The sequence below is a fragment of the Lentilactobacillus parafarraginis DSM 18390 = JCM 14109 genome, assembly GCF_001435895.1.
GTDB lineage: Bacteria > Bacillota > Bacilli > Lactobacillales > Lactobacillaceae > Lentilactobacillus > Lentilactobacillus parafarraginis.
Window position 1 is genome coordinate 1 of record NZ_AZFZ01000007.1, and the last position, 26,347, is coordinate 26,347.

At 45.5% G+C, this 26,347-nt stretch carries 27 protein-coding genes, 1 pseudogene and 2 riboswitches; of the genes and pseudogenes, 6 read left to right on the forward strand and 22 right to left on the reverse strand.

The genetic code is table 11. The features are described from left to right. The first annotated feature begins 213 nt into the window (after positions 1-213). From FD47_RS02815 to FD47_RS02830, 4 genes are all read left to right on the forward strand, one after another. Positions 214-561 (forward strand): hypothetical protein, encoded by a 348-nt coding sequence (locus FD47_RS02815; protein WP_054732948.1) that lies wholly within the window; start codon positions 214-216, stop codon positions 559-561. Between the two features lie 93 nt (positions 562-654). Continuing rightward, entirely contained in the window at positions 655-1,500 is an 846-nt protein-coding gene (locus tag FD47_RS02820) for an aldo/keto reductase (RefSeq protein WP_056980023.1), read from the forward strand. A 180-nt stretch (positions 1,501-1,680) separates the two neighbouring features. Continuing rightward, positions 1,681-2,082 (forward strand): hypothetical protein, encoded by a 402-nt coding sequence (locus FD47_RS02825; protein ID WP_054732938.1) that lies wholly within the window; start codon positions 1,681-1,683, stop codon positions 2,080-2,082. Between the two features lie 69 nt (positions 2,083-2,151). Next, complete coding sequence (locus tag FD47_RS02830) at positions 2,152-3,078, forward strand: L-lactate dehydrogenase (protein WP_054732935.1); 927 nt, start codon at positions 2,152-2,154, stop codon at positions 3,076-3,078. 190 nt (positions 3,079-3,268) lie between these two features. Here the strand turns inward: FD47_RS02830 and FD47_RS02835 are convergent, their stop codons facing one another. The 10 genes and pseudogenes from FD47_RS02835 to sfsA all read right to left on the reverse strand — a co-directional run. Then, positions 3,269-3,454: a hypothetical protein gene (locus FD47_RS02835; RefSeq protein ID WP_054732933.1), complete on the reverse strand. Its 186-nt coding sequence runs from the start codon at positions 3,452-3,454 to the stop codon at positions 3,269-3,271. A 231-nt stretch (positions 3,455-3,685) separates the two neighbouring features. Further along, positions 3,686-5,017 carry a dihydrolipoyl dehydrogenase family protein gene (locus FD47_RS02840; RefSeq protein WP_054732930.1) on the reverse strand — a complete coding sequence of 444 codons (1,332 nt, stop codon included), beginning with the start codon at positions 5,015-5,017 and terminating at the stop codon, positions 3,686-3,688. A 210-nt stretch (positions 5,018-5,227) separates the two neighbouring features. Further along, complete coding sequence (locus tag FD47_RS02845) at positions 5,228-5,920, reverse strand: glycerophosphodiester phosphodiesterase (RefSeq protein ID WP_054732927.1); 693 nt, start codon at positions 5,918-5,920, stop codon at positions 5,228-5,230. Between the two features lie 38 nt (positions 5,921-5,958). After that, positions 5,959-7,326: an ABC transporter substrate-binding protein gene (locus tag FD47_RS02850; protein ID WP_171035024.1), complete on the reverse strand. Its 1,368-nt coding sequence runs from the start codon at positions 7,324-7,326 to the stop codon at positions 5,959-5,961. Continuing rightward, the gene (locus FD47_RS02855; protein ID WP_008213085.1) at positions 7,326-8,156 is read right to left on the reverse strand and encodes a carbohydrate ABC transporter permease; all 831 of its coding nucleotides are present in this window, start codon (positions 8,154-8,156) and stop codon (positions 7,326-7,328) included. Before FD47_RS02855 ends, FD47_RS02850 begins: the two co-directional genes overlap by 1 nt. Further along, on the reverse strand, positions 8,156-9,118 hold the full coding sequence (locus tag FD47_RS02860) for a carbohydrate ABC transporter permease (RefSeq protein ID WP_054732921.1): 963 nt from the start codon (positions 9,116-9,118) through the stop codon (positions 8,156-8,158). Before FD47_RS02860 ends, FD47_RS02855 begins: the two co-directional genes overlap by 1 nt. After that, entirely contained in the window at positions 9,111-10,202 is a 1,092-nt protein-coding gene (locus tag FD47_RS02865; protein ID WP_054732918.1) for an ABC transporter ATP-binding protein, read from the reverse strand. Before FD47_RS02865 ends, FD47_RS02860 begins: the two co-directional genes overlap by 8 nt. A 231-nt stretch (positions 10,203-10,433) precedes the next feature. After that, positions 10,434-11,126, reverse strand: a complete 693-nt coding sequence (locus tag FD47_RS02870; RefSeq protein WP_054732915.1) for a glycerophosphodiester phosphodiesterase — start codon at positions 11,124-11,126, stop codon at positions 10,434-10,436. Between the two features lie 165 nt (positions 11,127-11,291). Further along, entirely contained in the window at positions 11,292-12,326 is a 1,035-nt protein-coding gene (locus FD47_RS02875) for an SDR family NAD(P)-dependent oxidoreductase (RefSeq protein WP_056980024.1), read from the reverse strand. A gap of 41 nt (positions 12,327-12,367) precedes the next feature. Continuing rightward, positions 12,368-13,102: pseudogene (sfsA, locus tag FD47_RS02880) on the reverse strand (DNA/RNA nuclease SfsA); the annotation flags it as partial. A gap of 137 nt (positions 13,103-13,239) precedes the next feature. On the opposite strand from sfsA, the gene FD47_RS02885 reads away from it, so the two are divergent. Next, complete coding sequence (locus FD47_RS02885; RefSeq protein ID WP_054732907.1) at positions 13,240-13,767, forward strand: DUF308 domain-containing protein; 528 nt, start codon at positions 13,240-13,242, stop codon at positions 13,765-13,767. 77 nt (positions 13,768-13,844) lie between these two features. On the opposite strand, the gene FD47_RS02890 is transcribed toward FD47_RS02885, so the two are convergent. From FD47_RS02890 to FD47_RS02905, 4 genes are all read right to left on the reverse strand, one after another. Further along, positions 13,845-14,828, reverse strand: a complete 984-nt coding sequence (locus FD47_RS02890) for an aldo/keto reductase (RefSeq protein WP_056980026.1) — start codon at positions 14,826-14,828, stop codon at positions 13,845-13,847. Positions 14,829-15,233: 405 nt separating this feature from the next. Beyond that, a complete protein-coding gene (locus FD47_RS02895) occupies positions 15,234-16,091 on the reverse strand; it encodes a YitT family protein (protein ID WP_054732904.1) in 858 nt (285 codons plus the stop codon). A 107-nt stretch (positions 16,092-16,198) separates the two neighbouring features. Continuing rightward, the gene (locus FD47_RS02900; protein ID WP_054732901.1) at positions 16,199-16,552 is read right to left on the reverse strand and encodes a fluoride efflux transporter FluC; all 354 of its coding nucleotides are present in this window, start codon (positions 16,550-16,552) and stop codon (positions 16,199-16,201) included. Continuing rightward, entirely contained in the window at positions 16,546-16,944 is a 399-nt protein-coding gene (locus FD47_RS02905; protein ID WP_054732897.1) for a fluoride efflux transporter FluC, read from the reverse strand. Before FD47_RS02905 ends, FD47_RS02900 begins: the two co-directional genes overlap by 7 nt. 253 nt (positions 16,945-17,197) lie before the next feature. Between FD47_RS02905 and FD47_RS02910 the strand changes: the two genes are divergently transcribed. Continuing rightward, complete coding sequence (locus FD47_RS02910; RefSeq protein WP_054732895.1) at positions 17,198-17,839, forward strand: DUF6198 family protein; 642 nt, start codon at positions 17,198-17,200, stop codon at positions 17,837-17,839. Between the two features lie 91 nt (positions 17,840-17,930). Here FD47_RS02910 and FD47_RS02915 read toward each other — a convergent pair whose 3' ends face one another. From FD47_RS02915 to FD47_RS02950, 8 genes are all read right to left on the reverse strand, one after another. Next, complete coding sequence (locus tag FD47_RS02915) at positions 17,931-19,250, reverse strand: NCS1 family transporter (RefSeq protein ID WP_054732893.1); 1,320 nt, start codon at positions 19,248-19,250, stop codon at positions 17,931-17,933. Next, positions 19,247-20,632 carry an allantoinase AllB gene (allB, locus tag FD47_RS02920; protein ID WP_056980027.1) on the reverse strand — a complete coding sequence of 462 codons (1,386 nt, stop codon included), beginning with the start codon at positions 20,630-20,632 and terminating at the stop codon, positions 19,247-19,249. Before allB ends, FD47_RS02915 begins: the two co-directional genes overlap by 4 nt. Positions 20,633-20,681: 49 nt before the next feature. Continuing rightward, positions 20,682-20,773, reverse strand: a riboswitch (TPP riboswitch). 15 nt (positions 20,774-20,788) lie between these two features. After that, a complete protein-coding gene (locus FD47_RS02925; RefSeq protein WP_054732889.1) occupies positions 20,789-21,343 on the reverse strand; it encodes an ECF transporter S component in 555 nt (184 codons plus the stop codon). 137 nt (positions 21,344-21,480) lie between these two features. After that, a riboswitch (TPP riboswitch) is annotated at positions 21,481-21,571 on the reverse strand. Between the two features lie 67 nt (positions 21,572-21,638). Continuing rightward, positions 21,639-22,223, reverse strand: coding sequence for a uracil-DNA glycosylase family protein (locus FD47_RS02930; RefSeq protein WP_056980036.1), 585 nt, complete (start codon positions 22,221-22,223; stop codon positions 21,639-21,641). Between the two features lie 29 nt (positions 22,224-22,252). Continuing rightward, positions 22,253-22,732 carry a 23S rRNA (pseudouridine(1915)-N(3))-methyltransferase RlmH gene (gene rlmH / locus FD47_RS02935; RefSeq protein ID WP_054732887.1) on the reverse strand — a complete coding sequence of 160 codons (480 nt, stop codon included), beginning with the start codon at positions 22,730-22,732 and terminating at the stop codon, positions 22,253-22,255. Between the two features lie 587 nt (positions 22,733-23,319). Beyond that, positions 23,320-24,582 carry a S1C family serine protease gene (locus FD47_RS02940; RefSeq protein ID WP_008213052.1) on the reverse strand — a complete coding sequence of 421 codons (1,263 nt, stop codon included), beginning with the start codon at positions 24,580-24,582 and terminating at the stop codon, positions 23,320-23,322. A gap of 89 nt (positions 24,583-24,671) precedes the next feature. Further along, entirely contained in the window at positions 24,672-25,475 is an 804-nt protein-coding gene (locus FD47_RS02945) for an MBL fold metallo-hydrolase (RefSeq protein WP_171035027.1), read from the reverse strand. 20 nt (positions 25,476-25,495) lie between these two features. Next, entirely contained in the window at positions 25,496-26,332 is an 837-nt protein-coding gene (locus FD47_RS02950) for a two-component system regulatory protein YycI (RefSeq protein ID WP_171035025.1), read from the reverse strand. Positions 26,333-26,347: the final 15 nt, after the last annotated feature.

The following is a 26,347-nucleotide window of genomic DNA, read 5'->3' on the forward strand; positions in this document are numbered from 1 at the left end:
ACTTTTTCATGGAACTTTGGACATTACCCAGACAACTTCAAATTTCGTTAACTTGCTCAATAAGCTACTTGCTCCTATTTTAAAGGCATCGCTTCCAAATTACAATTTGAATAGTCCATGACGTTGCCTTTTTGAATCCTTTTTGACGTATCCATCGCATTCCACTGGAATGTTGAGTACAATAAAGGTATATAGAGGGGGGACGTGATCATCGTGACCAAATCTGAAGAGTTCCTAGATTTTTTTAATAAAGCATACAAGGACCCAACTAAGCACAGCAATTACAGCACTAACAGCGATCTGCGGTTCGACAGCCGATCAGATGCGTTGACGGTTAAACACTTACTAGAAGATCAAAGTCCATACGCCAAATTTTATACGTTAAGCGCTGAATACATTAATCCAAATCAGTCGATGCAGGTCGGCTGGTACTTGACCGTTCGAAAAACACCGCAGCCAACGAATAACCAGAACGCAAACCAAAAACCGGAATCGCAAACTAATGGCAAGCCACAAAAATCAGACCATCAAGTAAATCAATCTGATCAATCCGGAAAATAATCGTTGGGGAAAACCGATTATTTGAAACGTCCCGTCATTTGCGCTAAGTTATTTGATAACGACTTTCATTACTAATTTCTTAGGAGGACAATCATGACAATTAAAATACCGAATGTTATTTTAAATGATGGTTACCCATTACCCGCTATTGGGCTTGGCACCTACCAGGTTCGTGGCGGCATGGGGGTTCAGCAAATCCTTCAGGCAATCCGGGACGGCTACCGAAGTATCGATACCGCAACAAACTATGACAACGAAGGCGCTGTCGGCGAAGCGATTCGCCTTTCCGGAATCCCCCGTTCACAGTTTATTGTCACATCAAAACTTCCCGGTAAGTATCACCAGTATGATGAGGCCACCAAGGCCATTTCCGAATCCATTTATCGACTGGGTGTCGGTTATCTGGATCTGTACCTGATCCACTGGCCGCTGCCAAAACGAGACCACTACGTTGAAGCGTTTCAGGCAATGATTGCTGCAAAAAAACGGGGTCTCATTCGTTCAATTGGCGTTTCAAACTTTGAGCCGGAACATCTGGACCGTCTCATCAAAGAAACTGGGGTGACGCCGGCCGTCAACCAACTCGAAATCCATCCATACTGGGTTCAGCAGCGGATGTTAGAAGAGGACCAGAAACGTGGCATTGTGACCGAAGCCTGGAGCCCACTCGGTCGGGGCAGCGCCGCTTTATTTGAACCAGTCATTCAAGAACTGGCTAAGAAGTACGATAAGAATGTCGGCCAAATCATCCTGAGATGGCACGTTCAACGCGGAATCGTTCCAATTCCCAAGTCGACTAATCTGAATCATCAGCGCGCAAATCTCGATATTTTCGACTTTAAGTTAACCCCCGCTGAGATTAACGAAATTAACGGCCTCAGTAAACAAGATGGCCGAATTGATGGTCAGGACCCAAATGTCTACGAAGAATTTGAGTAACGCCAGTCACTTTCTACCTGAGCTATCACGACTTTAAAAAATGACTATGAACTGAACCCCTTGAACTGGAGAAATCTAATTCAAGGGATTTTTTATATTCCCGTCACTAAGGCGCCGTTTCCCAAATTGTGAGCAGTTCCTTTTATAATGAAGCCATCTAACAGAAGGGGGGAATTTTAAATGACGCAAGAATTAGGTTCCAACGATCTGGGCACGTACAGCTACGTTTCCCGCGTTTATAATGAGAATATACGCTTGGCTGCTTACAAGCTGCCGGAAACAGCTGCTGACAGGGATAACGTGCTGTTTTTCGATACCGATGAAATTCAACTCACCATGCAGATTGTTGACCAGCGAGTTATTCGGGTTACCATTTCGACGCCGGCGCCCCAATCGTCGACCTACATGCAGGTCTTCGAAGGGTTCGAATTTGGGTTGGATGCGCTGGGTACCTGGATCAATACCTACCACCGGTCAACAAGCACCCATGGACCGGCATCAGACGTTGTGAACGGTATCCTCGCAAGTTACAATACAACTCCGGATAACGTGCTCACAGTCAGTCTTACCCGCGCAAAATAATTAGTCGGTTCACAAACAATCACTAAATTCCGTGCTATGCTAAAGATAATTCTAAGATGGGGTGATCATATGACAAGAAAAATTGCTGTTATTGGAATGGGAAACGTTGGCGCAACTGCTGCCCACTACATCGTTGCGTGCGGATTTGCGGATGACCTGGTATTAATTGATACCCGAGAGGAAAAGGTCCAGGCCGACGCAACTGATTTTGAAGATGCGATGGCCAACCTGCCGTATCATACAAATATTACCGTTAATGACTACTCACAACTAAAAGACACTGACGTGATTATTTCCGCGTTGGGTAACATCAAGCTTCAAGATAACAAGAACGACGATCGGTTTGCGGAACTGCCATTTACCAGTAAGGCCGTTAAATCGGTTGCCCAGAAGATCAAGGATTCCGGATTTAATGGCATTATTGTCGACATCTCCAACCCGGTAGATGTCATCACATCAATGTACCAAGAGATTACCGGATTGCCGAAAAAGCACGTCATCGGAACCGGTACCCTGCTGGATTCCTCACGTATGAAGCGGGCAGTTGCCAAAGAATTGGGAATCGATCCCCGTTCAGTTTCCGGGTATAACCTCGGTGAACACGGAAACTCGCAGTTTACAGCGTGGTCAACGGTCCGCGTGTTGGGCCATCCAATTACGGAGATCGCCTCTCAACGCAACCTTGACTTGAACAAGCTGGACAAAGCAGCCCGTGAAGGTGGCTTTAGCGTGTTCCATGGTAAAAAGTACACGAACTATGGCGTTGCAACTGCGGCTGTCCGCCTTGCCAATACAGTGATCAGCGATGCGCGCACCCAGTTAGCCGTTTCCAATTACCGTGAAGAATTAGACACCTACCTATCATATCCGGCAATCGTCGGCCGTGACGGAATTATTGAACAGGTCCAACTTGATTTAACCGATGAAGAAAAAGAGAAATTGCAAACCTCCGCAAACTTTATTAAGACGAAGTTTGCGGAATCGATGGGGAAATAGGGCTTAGTATTTAACCATTGTCTTTTAAAACATATCAAATAGCAGGTAAATCACCGGAATATGATGATTGTGCCTGCTATTTTTGCGGATAAATAATTGTAAGTAAAGATTGCATAACTGCTTAAATGACGTTTGAAGTTTAATACTCATTGCCTTTCAATAATTTATCGATTTTATTAACTGTTTACATTCACATTGCAACCTTTAAGATTAAGTCTGCACCTAGCGGAGTTGCAACATAGATTGCAAAGGCCATTAAGATAATCCCAATGCCAACCAACACAGGCCTCAATGGTTTTTGAGCACGTTTATTAAATCCCAAATGCAACATTTCTAAACCGATCAGACCAGATAATATCATTATCCAAAATCCCATAACGTTATCAGCTCCTCTTTAACATTTATGAAAATAATCGTAATGAAGGATTGGTCTCAGTATATTACCGTCATCTCTACAGTCAACCCCGCCGGATGCATTTCGCGTTCAACCTAGTCCACTTCAATAAACCACGACTTCTGTCTTTCTCTAATTTCGTAACCCAGAATAAAAATCTGTTAGGATCATCATCCATGATTCCTAACAGATTTTGTTTATGACATATTATTTTTACAGCTGGCCCCAAGTAGCCGAACTGATCGATGGGAAGAGGTAAACCAGCCGACCGAGTTCAGCCGCGCCAAATTTAAACTCCATCGCCGGCAGCAGCGTATTGATCACGTTGTCCGCCTGCTCACTGACTTCGGTGACGCCAACCAAGTGATGGTCCTTATCAAAAATCAGGGTGTCGTCGCCTTGAGTTTCGTTATCGACCTGCCGATACCAATCATCCGGCAAGTGGTTGGTTTGAACGGTCAGCCCCTGCTTCTCAGCGTCCTCAACCGATACGCCAGCCTTGGCGATTCTTGGTGACGTGAAGACTACCGATGGAATAACCGGGTACTGAATCGCATTGCTGGTCTGACCTGAGAAGAGCTTGCAGAGATAGGTTGATTCAAACACAGCCGTTGGGGTTAACTTAGGCTGAGTCTTATCGATAACATCCCCTGAAGCGTAGATATTCTCAACGCTGGTTTGCAAATGATCATTCACAATCACACCATGGGCATTATACTTAACGCCAACTTTCTCCAATCCAATATTTTCAACGTTGGGAATCCGGCCGGTGGCGTCCAAAATCCAATCAACGGTTAACTTATCGTCATCGCCATACTCAACGTCAAATTGATCGCCATTGCGAACGAATGCCGAAACGTTAGCGTTCTTAATGAACTTAACCCCACGGTCTTCCAGATCCGCGATAACCTGCTCAACGTACGGTTGATAGAAACTGCGTAAAGCCTTGTCACTGTGCATCAAAACCGTGACGTTAGCCCCAGCAGCGTTGGCAATCGTCGCAAATTCCATACTAATGTATCCTGAACCAATGATCGCAATGTTCTTTGGTAATTCAATGAGGTCCATGAACTCACGACTGTCGTGAGCCAATTCGGTTCCCGGAATATCGAGACGGTGTGGCCGTAGTCCGGTTGAAACCACGATCTTGTCGGCAGTTTTTTCTTGGCCGTCAACAACAATGGTATGGGCATCTTGGAAGCTTCCCTTACCGTGTAAAACGTCGATGCCAACACTATCAAGAAGGCCACCAATCATCCCCGGCAAGCCCTTAATCACGTCGTTTTTGTGGGCCACATTCTTTGCCCAATTAATGGTCAGCTTACCATCGACTACCCCGGCGAGTCGTTCAACTTCTCGGCTTAATGCAACCGGAGCGTCTAGCGTAATTTTAGCGTTACAGCCATAGTTTGGACAAGTACCGCCAATCATATCCGCTTCAACAACGCCGACCTTCGCGCCGGATTGAGCGAGCGGAATCGCGCCATCAAACGTCCCGTGACCGCTACCCAAATATAAAACATCATAATCATATTGATTTGCCATATAGGATACCTCCAATTCACAATCGATAGTCCATTACATTGTACACAATCTACTACCATCTTCATTATAGCGGAGGAGGAGAGTGGATTCAAAATAACCGTTTACAAATTTTGTCAGCCGGACATTTGAAAGTAAATCGTGATCCACAAAAAGGTCGGCGCAACGATTAGCTGCCCCGACCCCGCAATTTGAAATAAGCCATTTAAATGATTAAACCAGCACGCTCTTCTTCACGTCGTTGGCCAGTTCAAAGTTATCGGTAATGATTCCGGCCACATGATCCGCTAAGAGCTTCCGTTCAGTACTGGGATCGTCAATTGTCCAGATGCGTTCCTTAATATTACGCAGCGGCTGATAATGGTTGAGATGAAGCCCGGCAAGGTGGGCATCAATCATGAGTTCCCGTGGATGAAGTAATGGGTGATTGGCCAACAAACAATATTGTTCATTTGGACTTACCTTGTAAGCATCCTTCAGAGTCTGTAAGGAAAATGAAGAGTAAATGACCGGATAAACCAAGTGATACTGGTGCACCATGTCCAACACGATCCGTTCAATATTTGGATAATGGATCTTATTGGTCTTAAATTCGAGGTTTAAATAAATTGGTTGATTAGCCGCCAGACTCAGCAAATCCTTCAATTTAGGAACCGTTTCACCGTTACTTAAATGAAACGCCTGCAGTTGCCCGTACGTATAGTCGTGAATGCGTCCGTGACCATTTGTCGTTCGGTTGATTTTTTCATCGTGCATAATCACCGGGACATTATCTTTGGTCAGGTGCACATCAAATTCCAACCCGTCAGCGTGGTGGTCAATCGCATATTGAAACCCATTTAATGAATTTTCCGGAAACTTAGCTGGATAACCTCGGTGACCAAAAATTAACGTTTCGTTTGTCATTTTCAGGATACTCCTTCATAAAATCAATTCAGTCTCTCTCACTGATAATCATGATTTGCCCGGTTAGTCGTCTTCAAGTTCGCATTCATCCCCTGGTTAGCAGTGGACAATGCCTTTGAAATCGACCCGCCATCGTAAACAGTTTCCATTGATGTTTCTTCTAATTCACGCGTAAGCTGCATCCCCTCCATTAAAATTCCGGAGTTCGTATTATTTGGCTTAGCAGCGGCAAGCTGTTCGCCAGGAACTCTGGCCTCAGGCTGCTTGGCGTAAAGACTCTTCAAAGCCGGTTGACTTTGAGACTTGCTGTTAAGTGCCAAGTAGCCGGTGGCCTTTTGCCAGTTTGCCTGGCTATCTGGTCGCAAGGCGTACTTGATGAATTCAAAGGCACCCTTTTGAACTTTTTTCGGTTTGTCGTTGGAAATCCACAGAGCGGCACCGCCAATCCCAACACCATTGGCTTTTTTACCATCAGGATGGGGGAAGTACGAAATGCCCAGTTTGTCCTTGTTGCCGGTAGTCAGCTGGCCAATATAAGCTGATGATTGAACAAAAATCCCCAGCTTGCCGGCCAAGAAGGCAGCAATTTCATTGGTTTCCGCACTGGCACCAGAACCGTAATTGACAAAATCGCCAGATTTAATATTCGTGCGAATCCATTTCAGATAGTTCTTAGTGGTTGGGTTGTTCAGGTTAATCTTGGTTGGATTCCCGGTATGGCCGTCACCGTTGTTAACTAATGACGTTTTCGCGTTGGCTAAAGCCTCTTCCATCAGCCAACCATAGATTTCCATGGTCATCCCTTTAACCTTATGCCCGGAACGCTTGTACAGCTGCTCAGCGACTCGGGTCACATCGCTATAGCTTGGTGATTTAGCCGGTGGGGTAATGTGATATTTTTTAAGCAGCGTCGCGTTATAGTACAGAACCGGCTGCGACGTATTGAACGGCATGGCCAGTTGTTTGCCCTTATTAGAATAGAATGACCGGGCAACCGGAGAAATATCGCTGACGTTGTAGTGATCAGCGTCAATAAATTTCTGAACCGGCGTCGTGTATTTACTGTGCATCATTTGGGCAGTCGAAATATCAAATGATTGGAACAGCGCGGGCGAAGCACTGGACCCGTGACTTTGGATAATCTTTTGAACCGCTTCATCGTAAGCCCCTTGATATTGAGGAATCACTTCGTACTTGGTTTGCGATTTGTTAAATTTATCCACCATTTGATCCAGCGCAACTTCGGCTGGACCGCCCATTTCATTCCAGAAGACAATTTTTGTGCGCCCAGGTTTAGCGGAAACCTGATTGTGGGCTGATGTATAAACCACCGCGCCCAAAGCCACGACAACGATCGCAATAACCGGTAAAATATGAGCTCTTAAAAAGGCTAGTATTTTTTTCATCACTTAACCGCACCTTCATTCACACCTGACTTGAAGTAGTGCTGGCCGATAAATAACACAATCAGCGTTGGAATCACAACGATTGCGGCGGTGGCTTGAATCATGCCCCAATCATTAAAGGTTTCTTCGGATTGCAGCTGCCGCAAGCCATTTTGAACCGGTCGAAAGGCGTTACTAAACGTCGTTAGCATTGGCCAGAGATACTGGTTCCAAGCGCCCAAGAAACTGTAAGCGCCCAGTGTAATTAGGCTAATTCGGTTATATGGCAGGACAATCTTCCAGTAAAATTGAAAGTGCCCCAGGCCCTCGATATCGGCAGCCTCTTTAAGTTCGGCCGGCATTTGTAAGAACGACTGGCGCAACATGAACGTGCCAAACGCCGAAGTCAAAAACGGCACAATCATTGCTGAGTAAGTGTTCAATAACCCCATCGCCTTAATTGTCATGAAGTTGGGAATGATTTCGGCTTCAAATGGCAGCATCATCGTTGCTAAAAACAGGATGAACAGAACGTGGCGACCGCGAAATCTTAAGAAGACAAACGCGTACGCACTCATGGAACAGAAGATTAATTGTGCAGCGGTCGTGAGGGCGGAAATCCACAAACTGTTACCTAAATACTGCAGGATCGGTGTCTTAGTGAAGGCGTCAACATAGTTGGTCAGGGAAATATGCAGGCTCAAAAAGTTTCCCTTGGCAATGTCCATGGTCGGCAGCAGACTGGTCCAAAGGCCAATGAGAAACGGCCCCAAAACCACTACCGTGAGGATGATGAGTAACGCATAATTTAAAATTTTGTGAGAAAGACTCTGTTTGGCAACAACTTCCATCAGTAATTCACCCGCTTTTCCAATACTTTAAATTGAATCAACGTAAAGATTGCAATAATCACCGTTAAGATCAGCGATTCGGCGCTGGCTTGAGCATAGTTACCGCTATAAAACGCATCCTTATAAATCCGGTAAACCAGCATGTTGGTGGCGTTTGTCGGGCCACCCTTAGTCATTAAATCAATTAGGCCAAAACTCTTGAATCCTTCAATTAGGGTAATGATCGACACAAAGAATAGGGTTGGTGAAATCATTGGAATCGTAATATGAAACAACTGGTAACGAGGCGTTGCCCCTTCAATGCTGGCGGCTTCATATAGCGTCGTTGGCACCGATTGCATGGCACCCAGCAAAATTAAGAACGTAAAGCCGAGGTTCATCCAGACGGTCGTGATGATGACCGCAACCATTGCCCACGTTGGATCTGTCAGCCAGCCAATTTGTGGCAGGTGCAGCCAGGTGCTGACAAGGGAAAGAAATCCAGTTGATGGGTTGAAAATAAATAGCCAGAAGATGGCGGCAACGGAAACCGAAACCCCCATGGTTGCTGAAAATAACGTGCGGAAAATACCAATTCCCGCGAGCTGCTTGCTGGCAAAGTTTGCCAAGACTAAGCCAAGCACAATCGTAATTGCCGTAACGGCTAAAACATAGACCATCGTCACCGCTAAACTGTTTAAATAGTCGGCCGATGTGAGTAAGTTGATGTAGTTTGCCAAGCCAACAAAGACGGTTGGTTTGCCAACGGTGTTCGTTAAAAATAAACTTAAGTACAGGGTTTTAAGCATCGGGTAAAAGATAAAGACACCGAGGATTAACAACGACGGCCCTAAAAATATCCAGGCGTAATATTTATCCTTGGCATTCAGCCAAAAGTCCGAACGAGATTTGGTGGCCTTCGATGTCTCATCGTTTGAGGCTAAAGGCGTCGTGGAAGAGTGAGTTGCCGGTGATTTAAGCATGAACGACTTCCTCCTTTGATAAGGCAATCCGCTGGCCCTGGTTATTAAAGAACAGCAGGTTGGAACCAATTGTGACCTTAATGGGTTCATACGCCCGAAAACTAACCTGCCCCGAAATAACGGCCCGGATGTTGTCACCGCTATTAAGGGTGGCGTAAACAATGGTTTCATCCCCCAGGAACTCGGTGTTCTTAACCACCGCGTTGGATTCCACGGAATCTGTCCGCGAAACCCGCAACTGATCGGGACGAACACCAACACGTAACTCGGCGACCGGTACCGCCTCGTTCAGGGCAATCTCAATATCATCAGACGCGATCGTGAGAAGATGGTCATTTTCGCTAGACCGCTTAGCCGGCAAAATATTAATTTGTGGGGTGCCAAAGAACTGGGCCACAAATTCGTTGGCCGGGTGCTGGTAAATATCAGACGGCGTCCCAATTTGCTGAACATGTTGATCATTTAACACCATGATGTGGTCAGCCATCGTCATCGCTTCAACCTGATCATGGGTCACGTAAATCAAGGTCAGACCCAGTTTTCGTTGCAGGTTATAAATTTCCTGGCGCATTTTAATTCGCAGTTGGGCATCCAAGTTGGACAGTGGTTCATCCATCAGACAAATTTCGGCATCGCTGGCAACCGCCCGAGCAAGGGCGACTCGTTGGCGTTGCCCACCTGAGAGTTCCCGGGGCTTGCGTTTGCTAAACTCGGTCAGGTTAACCATTTCAAGGGCGTGATCAACCCGATGCTGAATATCGGATTGGTTGAGCTTGCGGGCTTTCAGGCCAAAGGCAACGTTATCCCAAACGGTCTGGAAGGGATACAGCGCGTAATTTTGAAAGACCATCGTTAACTTGCGGGCCTTGGGCGGCAGGTCATTGACCACCTTGTCATTAATTAAGACATCGCCATCGGTAATCGGTGTCAAACCGGCAATCATCCGCAGCAAGGTACTCTTGCCACAGCCGGAAGGCCCAACGATCACGAAGAATTCACCGGTTTGAACATCGGCGGAAACGTCCTTCAACACCTCGGTCTGGGAATCATAATCTTTTCGAACATTTCTCAAAGAAATTGACACATCCACTCACCTCATTCACATATTTTTAGTACGGTTTTATTGTGGCAGGCCAATGTAAAACCTGTGTTGAGGGAGTGTAAAAGGGATGTAAAGATTTAAGGAATTATTGAAGCAGTGTTGTAATGGGTAGACAAAAATCATTTCCGGGCAAAGCACTGACGGCTATTTTAGGCAAAAGAAAAACATCCCCACTAATTTGCAGAGATGTTTCATTCAATATTTAGATTGAAATTAAGCAATCGACCCCGCCTGCACCTTTTCAGCGGCTTCAAAGTCGTTGGTGAAAATGCCGGCAACGTTCTGAGCAAATAGGTGCTTTTGAACTTTAGGATCGTCAACCGTCCAGATGCGTTCCTTAATGTTGCGCATTGGCACATAGTGACTCAAATGCAGACCCACCAAATGCTCGCGGGTCATTAATTCCCGTGGATTCTTGATGTCGTGCTCCGACAAGAAGCAGTATTGCTGGGTTGGGTCAATTTTATAAGCAAGTTTAAGTGAATCCAGATTAAATGAGGAGTAGATGACTGGGTAAACCAAGTCGTAGTTCTTCATCATATCCAGAACAATTTGTTCAATATTGTCGTAATGAATTTCATTGGTCTTAAACTCCAAGTTCAAGTGAACCGGCTGCTTGTTGGCAAGGGCCATCAGTTCCCTTAAAGTTGGCACCTTTTGACCGTCCTTCAAGTGAAATTGACGCAATTCTTTAAATGTATACGAACGAATTGTGCCAGTTCCATTCGTGGTTCGGTCAATTTTTTCGTCATGCATGATAACCGGAACATCGTCCTTGGTTAAATGAACGTCAAATTCCAAGCCGTCAATGCCGTGCTCAATTGCATACTTAAATCCAGCCAGTGAATTTTCTGGGAATTTATGGGGATAGCCGCGGTGACCGAAGATCAATGTTTTGTTTAACATAGTTTTAATTGTTTGCTTCCTTCCAAAAAACAAGCTTTTTAGTTAACAGTTTTCAGGTGTTTTCACACTGTAGCGTCTATCATAGCATCCTTTTTCAGGGTTTCAAGAGATATTCCGCCACTTTTGGGTTACAGTTTGTTTACTTATTATAACAAGCGCCCAAATCTAAATGGTAAATTTCGTCCCGGTTAACTGTTCGCCCAATTGCCACAGCCGATCAGCCGTTTTTTCGTCAACTGCCCACGGCCGAACGCCGAACTTGGAAGAGCTGTCGGCTGGTTCAACATGGCTAATGTTGCAGTCTTCGATAAAGACGCCGCCCAAATCAGCCAATTGGGGACTCGTTGCGGCCCACAGAGTGCTGGCAGCGCCCTGACTGACCGTTTTAAAGTAGTCATATTCCCGTTCATGAGCCAGCTTTGCCTTAATCGAATTACCGGTATTAATCATGTGGGTAAATTCAAGTTGGTTAAGCGCAAATGCGGATGCCTTTTTCAGCGCTTCATTTCCGGTCACATTCCGACTTAGATCAGTTCCCGGAACAATTCCCGGATGAACGGCAAATGCGTGGATATCATCCTTGGCAGCCCGCTTATCCAACGCAACGGCAAATAATGCGTCTGCCGCTTTGGATTGCGCATAGGCGGTGTGGGCATCGTACTTGCGATGATTAAAATTGGGGTCGTCAAAGTCAACGCCGTTCCAACTCTGAGCTCGTGATGACATCACAATGATCCGGGCGTGATTCGCTTGTTTGAGTGCCGGATAGAGGGCGTTAGTTAACTGAAAATGGCCAAGAAAATTAGTCGATAACTGAGACTCATTACCACGCTGATCGCGCTTAAGTGTCGGCATCATCACTCCAGCACTTTCGATCAAGAGATTAAGCGGCCGACCAGACGCCAAAAATCCCTTGGCAAACTTGTTAATAGCGTCGGGATCCATTAAATCCAGCAGTCCCAGTTCAGCGTTCTTTAAATTGTCAATTACCGGCATCGCCTTATCAACTGAACGAGCGGGCACGATCACGTGCGCGCCGGCGTTGGTCAACATTTCGGTCACTTTGAGGCCAATCCCGCTGTAGCCACCGGTCACAATGGCCGTTTTTCCAGTGAGATCAACGCCTTTCATAACCTTTTCAGCAGTGGTACGGTTATTAAATGGACTATTGATTGGCGTTTGTTTTGTCGTTTGAAGCATTAATTGATTACCTCTAATATCTAAATTCTTTTTCTAATTGNGGAAGACGGCAGGCCGTCACTAACGAACGGCTGCTTTAAATCAAATGGAATCGGCCGGTTCAACGTCAGCGTATCAGCGGTGACGTGGCAATCGTAGGCCAAAACGTGAACCCCTCTTCTTTGAGCCTTTGCGATCTCAATGGCGAGGGGTTCAAAAATATCGGTATCAATTGTCATTGCGGTTATATTTTCCATCTGGATAGTAAATAATAGATAGGAGAGGGCCCCTTTGTCAAGAGCTTTCTGCAAAGTTTTCACGTGTTTCAGTCCGCGGGTGGTCGGCGCGTCTGGAAACGCCGCGATTCCGCGGTTCTCCAATGTAACACCTTTCACTTCGAGGAAAAATTGTTTTTCGTGATCGCCAATCCCAGCAAAATCCAACCGTGAATCCAGAAACCGGACTTCTGGGGTGACCTCGGTAATTTGATGAATGCCGGGCAATTGAATGTCATTGGTCTGCAACCCAGCTTTAACGATTTTATTTGGCGCCTGGGAATCAATGTTAATCCAAAACTGGTCGTATTTTTTGGCGGCAACCAGATCATACTGGGTTTTACGCGCCGGATTATCGCTTTTCACCAGGGAGACGGTGACGTTCGGCTGCAGAATTGTGGTTCGGCCGGTGTTTTTAACGTGAACCGTCACAATCTCACCGGTGGCCATCAGACGACAATGGGCGATAAAGCGGTTGGGACGGTCAATGAATCTGGCGAGGTGACTGTTAGGATATTGCATGGCAGGGCTTCCTTAATTTTTTCTCACATCCAAAATGGTTCTTGGAAATTCTAAAACGACAAGCTTATCACTATAATTTTAATGGAATTTCCCCTATGATAAAAGTAAATTAATTATTATTGAACGGGGGAGATAGCATGTACAACTTCTTCAACAGCGTCCGGCAATACGTCTGGCTAAACGGCCTTCTTTATCTCATTTTTGGGTTATTCTTTCTATTTGATCCGCGACAAACCCTCAGCGCCTTCATCTGGTTGTTCGCTGCGTTCTTCGTGATATTTGGCATCATTAACCTGATTGCGTCTTTACGTGTCCATTCCCAAACGGGGATTTACGACGTCGGCCTTTCAATTGGGATCTTTCAATTGATTCTCGCGGTTTTAATTTTAGTGTTCGCTAAACCCCTGATCGCCTTCATCCCAATCATTACTGGAATCACCCTGATCATCTTAGGAATTTCAGAAATTATTGATGCCTTCAGCCGCCGCCAATTCATCAACGTTGTGCCGCTGCCAATGATCATCTATGGCATTATTTTAATTTTAATCGGCATTGTCTTAACATTTAACCCGTTTACAACCGTCTTAGTACTCCTCCAATTCTTTGGCGCGATTCTAATCGTCAACGCAATTATGGATTTCATTGGCATGTGGCGCTGGAAATAATTTTACTAATGATCATCAAAAAACGCGATTCATTAGCAAAAAATGCTAAATGAGTCGCGTTTTTTAACGATTAATGATTATTCCGGATCCGCGAGTGACTTCCCGCTTTCAGTAGTTTTGAACCAGTTAAAGGCATCATCAATGGTTTGATAATCGGTATGAGACAATCTGATCGCCATTGATTTTGCGTTCGCAACCACCTGATCGGCGTGTTTGGCACCCGGAATCACCACGCTGATTAATGGGTTTTGCATGTACCATGCCAAGATAATTTGGGTAATTGTGGCATCGTGAGCCTTCGCAATCGGCCGAATTTGGTCAACGGCCGCAAGTGCATGACTGAACCTGGGTTCCTGAAAATCAGCAATTTGACTACGAATATCGTCGTCAGCAAACGTGACATTTTTGTCGTACTTGCCGGTCAACAACCCCGAAGCCAGCGGAAAGTATGGTACAAAGCTCATGTGGTGGGCCTTCAAGTAGGGCATCATTTCCTTGGCGTTGTCCTGATGAAGCAGGCTAAATTCATCTTCCACGACGTCAACGTAGCCATCGGCATTAGCCTCCTTAATCTGTTCGAGGCTAAAATTCGAAAGACCAATTGCCTTGATTTTCCCCGCTTCCCGCAACTTTTGCAGGGCGCCAACCGCCTCCGCTTTGGGAGTGATCTTATCCGGAAAATGAATATAGTAAATATCCAGATAGTCAGTGCCTAAACGGTTTAAACTGGCCTCAACCTGAGCGGTCAGGAATTCAGGGTCATTATTGATGACTTCCGTGCCAGTGGAAAAATCATGAGCCCCCTTAGTCGCCAGGACAATCTTTGAACGGTCAAACCCCTTCATGGATTGGCCGACGAGTTCTTCAGAGTGCCCCAGACCGTATACATAGGCGGTGTCCAGGAGATTAATGCCGTTATTGAGAGCGGCTTGAACCAAGTCAATTCCGGCTTGATCATCCAAATCCGGGAATAGGTTATAACCCCCAACGGCATTTGTCCCCAACCCAAGAGCAGTGGCGGTGACATCCGTCTTACCAATCGTCGCAGTTGCTGGTATCATAATGATCCTCCTCTAATTGTGAAATGATAAACATTTATACCTAGATTATACCAAATACCGTGTTTCAAGTTTGAGATATTCCCATTAATTTCAGTTATTGGTTAAAGGCCATTAATTGTTGGAGTTGTTACTTTATTCACAATGGTATATACTAAGACTGGTTGTGAAGGGGGAAGCAGGAAGTCGTCACGTTTTCTGATTTGCTTCTTGCCAGACTCTTATCCGATACGTCGTTATTAGGGGATTGGCACGATTAAAGGCTATTTATGATTGACTGCATTTAAAAACCGGTCAGAAACGAATCTTTAGTTTCTGGCCGATTTTTTAGGCTGTTCGGGTCATTTATTCTTTTGATTGGCCTTTGCGGATCTGGGCGGCCAGCTATTTGGAAAAACAACCGGCTGATTACAAAATCTTATTCAACGCCTCACCCTTAACGCTGTGCACTTCTTCAACAACCACCAACGCCTCCGGATCAATACTGGATATCAGAGGAACCACTTCTGCCAGTTGGCGTTTCGTACAAATCAAATAAATCATCGGGTGAGATTCTTGATGGTAATAGCCCTTAGCATTCACTAAGGTAATCCCCTGCTTTAACCGCGCTGACAATTCCGCGGTCACTTCGGTGGTACGACTGGTAATGATCGTGACGGACTTCTTGGCACCAAATCGGGAAAGAAATCCATTCAGCACCACTGCGGCAACGTATAATTCCGCAACGGTTAAGAGCATATTTTGAAATCCAATAATCAATCCGGACGGAATTGCCACAATCAAGTCAAACATCAGCATTGCCGTTCCGGTCATCATCCCAAAATAGCGGTTCATGATCTTGGCTAAAATTGTGCTGCCGGCAGTGGTCCCCTCACCTTGAAAGATGATCCCCATGGCGATTCCCATGAGAACACCACCACCGGCAATTGCTGGAATAATCGATTGAGAGGTGTGGTAAGTAAGCAGTCGCGGAAGTTTCAAAAACACCGAGATCCACAAAACCGCCCATAGTGAGTACCAGACCGTCCGCTTATCAAGTAGTCGAAATCCTACCAGTAAAAGTAAGCCATTTAACACCAAGTTCGTGATGAACGGCGGAATCTGTAAGGCGTAATAACCAACCGCTGTTAATCCGGTTACACCCCCTTCACCGATTTGGTGGGGAATTAAGAAATCATTAATTGCGATGGCGTACACGAAGGCCCCCAAAATAATGAGGCTGCCATTTTTAATATGGGTTAGATTTTTAGATGAAATAAAACTCACCCTTTCGTATCATTTTGATGTCACTAACCATGATTGAAGTTTGTGCGATAACCCTGTCAGTCATTTGGGACAACCAATCTGATTGACATGACATCCTCATGATACATCTAAACCATGCTGCCTAGCCACCAGCCCACTTCAATTGCGATGATGCCGAAAATAATTGTTACTATGTAATAGGTTACTGCGGCAAGCCACCGATTATTTCTGACCAAAACAAATGTATCAGTCGTGAAGGTTGAAAAGGTTGTGAAACCGCCGCATAGTCCGGTTAATAGAAACAGCGCAACGGTTCCGCCGGCTGCCATTCCCGTTAAAAATCCGGCTAGCAAGGCACCAACAACATTGATCACAAACATTGCCCACGGCCATTTCGTCCAATACTGCTTACCGATTAATGTGATCGCATATCGCATCACGGCGCCAATGCCAGCCCCAAAACCAACTGCATAAATCACCATACGCGCTTACCTCGATCCATTAATCTGGCAGCACCGTAACCAAGCAATGCGGTGAAAAAGCCGCCCACTAAATTGAGAATTAAGAATCCGGTTGCGACTAGGGGCTGCTGCATCTGTTGGACAACTAACAGGGCAAACGTTGAAAAGGTTGTAAACGCCCCAACCACCCCGGTTCCAAATCCTAAAATCAGCCAGTTGGGCAGGTCAATGACCAAATCCAGACCGTAAATGTTAAAGGTGAGCAAAAAACATCCCACAATATTCACAACCGTCGTTGCCAATAAGCTGTTCGAATTGACCCAAAGGCCAACTTCATAGCGGCCAATACCACCGATCATGCCGCCAACGAATACCGCCCCAAACTGAAGGACCTTGTACCAATTGACTTTCACAAAACCACTTCCTTTGATGAAAAAACACCTACCCGGATCATCAGGTAGACGTCAGCGGCGCAACAGAATCACGCAGTTTGGCGACTGCCATCGCCAGGTAAATTAATTCTCACTATATCAGAAACCGTGAAAGCGTGCAATTAATTTTCAATTAGCTTTCATCCCTTTCAGAAAAGGCTTAACGAGTGGCTGTGATACACTATTACCAGAAGGGAGGAAACTGACCATCCAAAACACAAAGAAACAACGCTGGATCGGGTTAATTTCCGGACTGATTCTTAACGCGTTTGGAAACGCGTTGACCGTCTCAGCCAACATGGGAAGTGCCGTTTGGACTGCCTCAGCCGTCAATTATAGTCACTGGTTTAACGTTAACATTGGGTTTATATTATTCATCATCGGTTTTTTAAACACCGTTACCAACCAAGTTCTGATTAAACACTGGGATTGGCCGCGGTTCGTGGGGGAAATTTGCTACGTCCTATTCTTCAGCTATTTTGTGAATTTATTTGTCGCCGGTTTTAACGCGGTCGGGATTGGTCACCTGCCAATCATCATGCGGGCAATTTTATCATGCGTTGGCATCATTTTCTTCTGCGTGGCCATTTCGCTTTATCAGCGCGCTAACATCTTAATGCATCCTAACGATGACACCACCAATATTTTGCGATTCTTCTACCTGCACGAAAATGCGGTGGCCGCTCAATTAATCGACTTTATCCCACCGATTGCAGCCATTATCATTGCCTTTGCCGTCACGGGTAATCTGCTCGCCGTCAACGTTGGGACGATTTTTTCAATTCTATTTAATGGCCTGATTATTCAAACGGCTGATAAATTTGTTTGGCCGACGTTGAAGCATAATTTCAAAACTCTGGAACCTAAAAAAGACTGAATTTGAGGTGTCCCCCCAAGCTAAAGTTTTGACTTTAACCTGGGAGGACAGATCAATTTATTCAGTCTTTTTGATTGGTAAAATTAAAATACTATTCCGTCGTCTTACGATCATATCCTGACAACCACAGTACCAGCCAAGAGGTCACAAAGCCAATCGGCCAACTCAGGTTCACGCCGGCCAACGCGATCCCCGCACCGACAAACAAGGCAATGACCGGTTGAATAGCCGTGGTCGTTTTCTGACTGTCATAGAGGTTAGCGACATCCACTTGCTTGTGGCGACGAACATAGTACTCGTTAAGCACAATGGCAGTCATCGGTCCCAAGAATGCCGAGTAAGTTTTAATGAAAATTGTCAGTCCCATGGATGAACTGTCCTGAACCAACAACCACGGAAAACTCAAGCAAGCCAGCAGGGCAACAATCACCAAGGATTTCCGTTCTGAAATATTAAACCAGGCGTTTAACACATACGTCGGTGGAATGATGTTAGCAACTAAATTGGTCGTGATCGTTCCCAGAACGATAAAAATGGACACAATCACCGTTGCCAAATTATTATTAAACAGGATGGCCATCGCGTGAACTGGACTGGAGATCCGGGTAACAACCGCCAACAGTGAGCCTGTCAGGACCGTAATGCCGTATGCCAGAAAGATTGGCAGAAAGTACAATGCCGCCCGCCGCTTATTTGATAATCCAACCTTCAACTCACGTGAATAGTCAGCCGCAGACTCGAAAATCGCGGTGTAGTTCCCGAGAAACGCCACGACAAATCCCCAGAAAGTGACTCCCCAAGTTCCCCTAACGTTGACCATTCGACTTGTAAAGGCGGCGCTACGCTGGGTAATTAAGTAAATCAGCGTTGTCACCAAAAGAATCGCCATAAGCAGGGAAATCCAGGTCGATACCACCTTAATCCAGCGAAAACCGCGAATTGAAATCAGCGTCTGTACAATCAGCAGAATGACGAAGAAAGTCGGCGGATTATCATACCCGGTCGCCAACTTGAAAATTTGGTTGAGGGCCAACCCGCCGGTCCAAGTCTGAAAGCCGTACCAAACAATTGCGGGAATCCCCCGCAATAAACTGGCCAATTTCGATCCTAAGATCCCAAACGTCATTCGCAACTGAATAACGTAAGGTGAACCAGTGTAATAGCCAAAGTGATCATTTAACACGAAAATAACGGTAATAATCGCAATCGCTAAACCGGCAGCCGCCATGGTTTGCAAGAGGTTCATCGTGGCAACCCCGGCAATCACAATCGATGATCCCAGGGTCACATTGCCAATATTGAACCCATCGCCCAGCCACATTGCCATGTACGACAACTGACCAACGTGGCGCTGCGATTCGGTTCGCGGCCTTAGATCAGGTGAAATGGCCAAATCCTTTGACGAATTCATCGCTGCAACACTCCCGAAAACTTCTTAGTCAGCAAGTGCCCACTAGGCTTATCAATAAAGCCATGATCAAGCCGATAAATCACGTGCCCTCGCAGAAGCGTGGTCGTGACCCGATCATTGACTTTAAAGCCTTCATAAGCGCTAATTTTGTTCTTGTAATATAAATCATCAGCCTTAACTGTGTAGGATTGGTTCAGATCCAGCAAGGTAATATCGGCGTCATAGCCAACCTGCAGTCTGCCCTTATTCGCAAGTCCGAACAGTTCAGCTGGTCGCTGGGCGGTTACCTTCACGAATTCCGTTATCGGCAATCCACGTTTGGTGACCGCTTCATCGTAGAACAAATCGACGTTATTCTGACACCCGCTGATGCCGCCCCAAATATCAAAAATATTATTCGTTTGACTCCGTTTCATACTCATTGGGGCCGGTGAGTGGTCAGACCCGATGGTGTCAATTTCACCGTTAAATAGTTTTTTCCAAAGCCCTTTAACGATGGCGGGATCTCGTAAAGCCGGCGAACACTTGGCAAGCGGCCCAATCTTTTCAAATTGATCGCGATCTAGAATCAGATAGTGCGGACAAGTTTCACAAGTGACCTGCAACCCGGCTTCGCGAGCCTTCGTCACTTCGGCTACCGATTCAGGTGTCGATAAATGAACAAAGTGCAGTCGGACATTGGTCTGCTTGGCAAAGTAAATTGCCCGCCGGACCGCTTCAAATTCCACAAATGGTGGCCGTGAATCGACATAATCCTTAATGTCAGTTTTCCCCGCAGCGATTTTTTCGGCAGCCAGCCCATCCGTAATCGCGGCATTTTCCGCGTGGACTAAGATTGGCAATCCTGTCTGGGCAATGGCCTGCATCCCCCTAAACAGCTGGTAATCGTCAACGTTTTTAAAGTCCCCTGGAATGTCTGATCCAGTCGTTGCCATAAAGGTTTTAAATCCCATGGCACCCGCATCAGCCATCTTCTGAATTTCGTCAACGTTTCCCGGAACCAATCCACCATACAGACCGTAATCAACGTAGGATTTGTTTTCAGCAATTTTTGCCTGTCGTTTGAATTCTTTTTCTGTCGTCCGGGCGGGTAACGCATTCAGTGGCATCACCAGCATCGTGGTGGTCCCGCCGGCAGCCAGCGCTTGGGAACCCGTGTGATAATCTTCCCAGTCGCTTCTTCCCGGTTCGTTGATATGAACGTGGGAGTCCACCATTCCTGGTAAAACCATCTGTCCCTTTGCGTCCAGCACCTGATCGCTATGAGCGGCTAAATTGTGGCCGATCGCCGCAATTTTTTCGTCTTGAATCGCCAGATCAGCGTCAATCACCCCGTCCGGTGTCGCAATATGACCATTTGTAATAACCAATGCGTATTCCATAAAAAATCCTTCCTCCAAACAACATCAGAGGAAGGTGACCCACGGAAATGGTTTCCGCGCGTTGTCTTCCTCCGACAGTCCAAACTGTGTCAGGTTCAATGGGTATGATCTCAGCCGCAAGCGGCACCCCAGACATTTGACTTAATCAATCACAATTTACTTTTGAACATCAAAATGCAAAACTGATGACCGTTCAACCAGGGCAAAAATCATCTTAACTAATACGGCCCCGAAGAACAGATCCGAAATCAACCGAACCGAAAACAATGCCAAAATCATTGGAAATGAGTACTTCACGTAACCCAACCGGAATAATTCGTAACCAAAGGCAACGATGGTCGTGGTAACCGCTGAAGTTAACAAACTACCCCAGCCCCAGTTACGGTAACGCCAAAACGCAAACCCAATTTCACTACCAAAGCCCTGAACCAGGCCAGAAATTAATGCGGCGGCGCCAAACGTCCCCCCAAATAAGACTTCGGCAGCGGCTCCCAAGGTTTCACCAACGATTGCGGCACCGGGAACCCGAATGAGGTATGCTGCCAGTGGTCCGGCCATAATCCAAAGACCAAACAGTGCTTCATTGGCGAACGGCCCAATGACAAGGTAAAGCGCGTTATAAATCCAATCAGTTCCCACAAAAATAGCCCCAAACGCAATCGCAATTAACGCGATTAAAATCACATCTTGCAAATGAAATTTCTTCTTCAATGTAACTCTTCCTTTCGTGAATCGATGATTAACATCAACATATTTCAAAAGGGAATCATCTGTGAACCGACAAAAAATCCTTTCCCTGAATAACCAGAGAAAGGATTTCCTTTAAATCGTCATAGCTACATAAAATAGTTACTTGATTATCGTCTTCCTCCGACAGTACGAACTGCATCAGGTTCAATGGGTATATCTCAGCCGCAAGCGGCACCCCAGACAGTATTCGATTTTGACAAGTTAATTATGTCTTAAATAGTGGAGAAAAGCAAGGGGAACGCGATTCTTCGTTCAACTAATCCGATAGACCCCTCCGAACCCGTTTCTGTAATTCGGGCACCACTTCATTTTTAAACCAGCCGTGGCGCTTCATCCACCCATAGTTGAGGGGTGAGGGATGGACGAGGGGAAAATAATCCGGCAGATAATCATCAAAATGCCGCACGGTTTCCGTTAGGTTCTTCCGGCATCGTTTACCCAGGTAATATTTTTGGGCGTACTGCCCGATAAGCAATTTCACCTCAACTTGGGGCATCAACTGCAATAACGGTTTATGCCACTTTTCCGCAAACCCTTTGCGCGGCGGCAGATCCCCGTGAGCCCCCTTACCGGGATAATAAAAGTCCAGCGGCATGACGGCGATCTTGCCAGCGTGGTAAAATTCAGCCTTTGTAACGCCCATCCACTCCCGAAGCCGATCGCCACTCGGATCATTCCAGAAAACCATCGATTCCTGAGCTTTCCGGCTGGGTGCCTGACTAATAATGAGAATTTTAGCGGTGGGCTCAATATGATAGAGCGGCTGAATCCCATGTTTAGTAAAGATTTCGTTCTGGGGGTCAGCCTGAATTGCCGCAAAAATGTCATCGCTGATTGCCATATCGTTTCCTTTCCAATCAAACCCAGCGTTCATTTATGATACGGACTGCCCTCATTAATCATGAAGGCTCGGTAAATCTGTTCTGTCAGAACCAATCGCATGAGTTGGTGGGGAAGCGTAAATTTCCCAAACGAAATCTGGGTGTCGGCGCGATCCAATACGTGCTTGGATAGTCCTAGCGACCCCCCGATCACAAACGTAATGTCTGAATGACCATAGGTTGTTAAATCAGCAATTTCCTTGGCAAACTGCTCAGACGATCGCTCATTTCCCAGGATCGCAAGGGCGTAAACATACTCGCGATCCTTAATTTTATCGAGAATTCGCGAACCTTCCTTATCCATCACCTCATCCATTTCAGCCTGACTCAATGACTCAGGGGCTTTCTCATCCGGAACCTCGACAATCTGGAACTTACAAAACCGCGATAACCGCTTCGCGTATTCCGCAATTCCCTGTTTAAAATACTTTTCCTTTAATTTTCCCACGACAACTAGCTTAATATTCACTGACTAAATCTCCTCATGATGGTTTGCTGTGTAAAAAGGGCGGGTTATAAACAAGTTATCAACATAGTTATCCACAGGTTGATAACTTTTCCTGTGGATTAGTGCCCCCGCATTTTTTTGAAATATGTCAAGCCTGATTTTAGTTATCCACAAAACTGTGGACAACACGTGTTCGCAAATTACATTCGTAAACCCTATTATATCAGCCTTTTATGAGCCGAACAAATCTAATTTTTTATTGAAAAAAAGTTATCCCCAGCCTCTGTGGATAACTTTTGCGTTTTGTCGATAACTTTCAAACGTTCATTTACCAGTATTTCACTTCTGGCCTGTGGACTATCCACAGGTTTATCCACAGGTTCTTTGTGGACAAAATTGATTGTTTTTTGTTACTACTGAATTTTCTATCAAATCATCTAGTAGAAGTTCGGTTTTTTGACCAAGTTCACCCTTAAATCACTGATTTAACCCACTGACTGTTCGGAAACCCAACGGTCAATTGTAAAAATAATCATAAATTGTTCGATTACCAAGTAATTAAACAAATAAACCCGATGATGAATCAAGTTCACCACCGGGTCTAATCGTTATTTCGTTGCTTCGCTTAACACTTTATTCGTTGCTTTTTGACTTAACGTAATCGTGCCAGTCTTCTTAGTTCCCTTCTGATAATAGGTAACTGAGATCTTATCGCCAATCTGGTGTTTATATAAGATATCTCGCAACTGGCTCTGCTGAGTAATCTTCGTGCCATCTAATTCGGTGATCACATCATACTTCTTCAAACCGGCCTTTTGAGCTGGCGAACCAGCATTCACCTTAAGAACCACTGCCCCTTGAGTAACGCTCTTCGGCAGTTTCAAAATTGATTGCTGCTGGTCTTCGGAAACGTTGGAAAGATCTGTATAGCCAATTCCAAGCGCTGGGCGAGTAACCTGACCATTCTTGATGAGTTGGTTAATAATCGTCACAACTTCGTTACTTGGAATTGCAAAGCCCATTCCTTCAACACTTGTTCCCTGTTGATCCTGAGCCAGCTTCATGGAGTTAATGCCGACCACTTGACCGGCAAAATTAATCAATGGGCCACCAGAATTTCCGGGGTTAATGGCCGCGTCAGTTTGAATAACGGTTGCGTTACCAACTTGAGCTCCAGACTCAGAGGTTTGCGGTACTTCCCGCTTCTTAGCAGAAATAATGCCTTGGGTAACGGAAGTCGCGTACTGCGAACCAAGTGGTGATCCAATTGCCAGCACTGGTTCGGCAACCTTGATGTTATCAGAATCGCCAAACTCGGCAACGCTCTTTACCTTATTGGAAGTAATTTTCAAAACAGCCAAATCAGTTACTGAATCTTTACCGACAACCTTCGCGGAAGCCTTTGACCCATCACTGAGAATAATTTCCAGCGCATTGGCACCAGAGACCACGTGGTTGTTCGTCACGATATAAGCGGTGTTGCCGCTCTTCTTATAAATGACCCCGGAACCCTCACTGGAAGCTTCCAGCTCACCACTCTTGGAGTTTGAACTGCTCGATGAACGTCCCTGGATCTGGCCAAGAATTCCGGCCAAACTGTCATCACTTGAACTTTCCCGCTGTAAGTTAATAACGGAAACAACGGAATTTTTAGTTGCGTTAAAGGCTTTTTCGGCCTGCGTGTTGAGGTTCACTTTAACATTACTGATCTTGGTATTGCCGTTCTTGTTCGTGGAAACGAGCGACGTGCCGGTTCCGTTATCATTGCTGCTATTAAAGTATGACATCCCACCATACGTAATACCGCCGCCCAGTGCGCCAGCGACAAGTGCGGTGACAATAATTTTTCCAAAACCATTATTTTGTGCCATTGGTGTTCCCCCTTCTCTTTCTTATTGTTATTTTATCCTATTTTCTTGAAAAAAGTGTGACCACAAAGTTATAAAATTCTAAAGGAAATCTAAATAATCATTAAAGGCGAAGCAGTTTCCGGTTCAGTATCGTACAACTTAAAGTCCGAACCGACGCCTAAATCATGGTCAGCAAGAATTGAAGCAACGGTTAAATGACACAGCGACTTCATATTATTGTGCTGGCTCCGATGTCCCAAAAAGACTTTCTTGGTGCGGTGGCCGATAACATCCAACATCGTATTGGCACCGTCCTCGTTGGACAAATGCCCCTGATCACCAAGAATCCGTTGTTTTAACGGCCACGAATACTCACCATTCTCAAGCATTTCAATGTCGTGATTACACTCTAACAGATAGCCATCAGCGTCCTTAATGACGCCTTCCATGCGATCAGAAACGTAACCGGTATCTGTGAGGACCACAAATGACTTGTTGTTATGATGAAACACGTAAAATTGCGGCTCCGCTGCGTCATGCGACACTGAAAAGCTTTCAATATCCAAATCGCCGAAGTCCATTACCGTATCTGGCGGGAAAATATTGATTTCATCTTCGGGAACCTTACCAATTCGCGAACGCATTGCGTCCCAAGTTCCCTGATTCGCGTATACGTTCAGGTTATATTTCCGGGCTAAAACGCCAACGCTTTGGCGATGATCGGAATGTTCATGGGTCACCAACAACGAATCAACGTCGTTAATGTCCCGGCCAATCGATTTCATTAGATTGGCAATTTTCTTGCCGCTTAACCCAGCATCCAATAAGACCTTATGTTGCGGTGTCTCGATATATGTAACGTTGCCAGTACTTCCGCTGGCCAGCACGCTAATTTTCATATCGTCAGTTTCCATAGTGCTTCTTCTTTCCAACATTAATTATCTCCAGATATACTTTGTGCGTTCTTCAAGTTTTCATTTGTTTCTTTAATAATGCCACCGGTAAATGCATTAATCTTCTTCAACTGTACCTGAGGCGAGTTTTGCGGCTTAATCGCAATGACCCAGGTTGGAATAAAGACCCGGTCTGTATCAATCGATAACAGCTTCGTGTACGCTAATTTCGACCAGACAACCTTGGTATTATTAGGAATTTCGTTGTATTGGTATAACCATATTAAAGCACGAGTTTCCGAAATTGTCTCGGATTTTTCTCGTAAGCTCTTAACATCCTGCAAATAGGATTGGGTGTAACTCACAATCTGGTGGTTCGCATTCAGGTTAAACCGGACCTGCGCCTCGGTGGAATAAATCAACCCATTCATAGCCTTCTGGACGAATACAATGCTCTTAGCAGTTGATAAATCCTTGCTGTAGGCGTATTGATCGCCATAGAGGACAAAGGTAGGATTATCCATTAATTTGGCAATGGACGACTGTGGGTTGTTCTGACTAACCGTCACGGGTTCCTTAAACTCGCTATCCAGTTCGTGGCCAACGTAGTGGGGAGTCTGGTTTAATAATTGGCCCATCTGACTGCGTAACGTATCGTTTTGGGTACCAGATAGGTAGTAGGCAAAACTGGTCTTATTTGAGAGGCTGCCAACGTTAATCTGATCGTCCTTCATTTCTTTGACGATCTTGGAATCCGAATCGCCCTGAGAAACGTTCTCGGTTTGCATGCTCATATTCTGTTCAAACATTCCAAACAGAAAAATATCAATGGCGATAAATGTTACCAGGAAAATGATCTCAATTCGTTTAAAGTTCACGCGACTCCCCTCCTT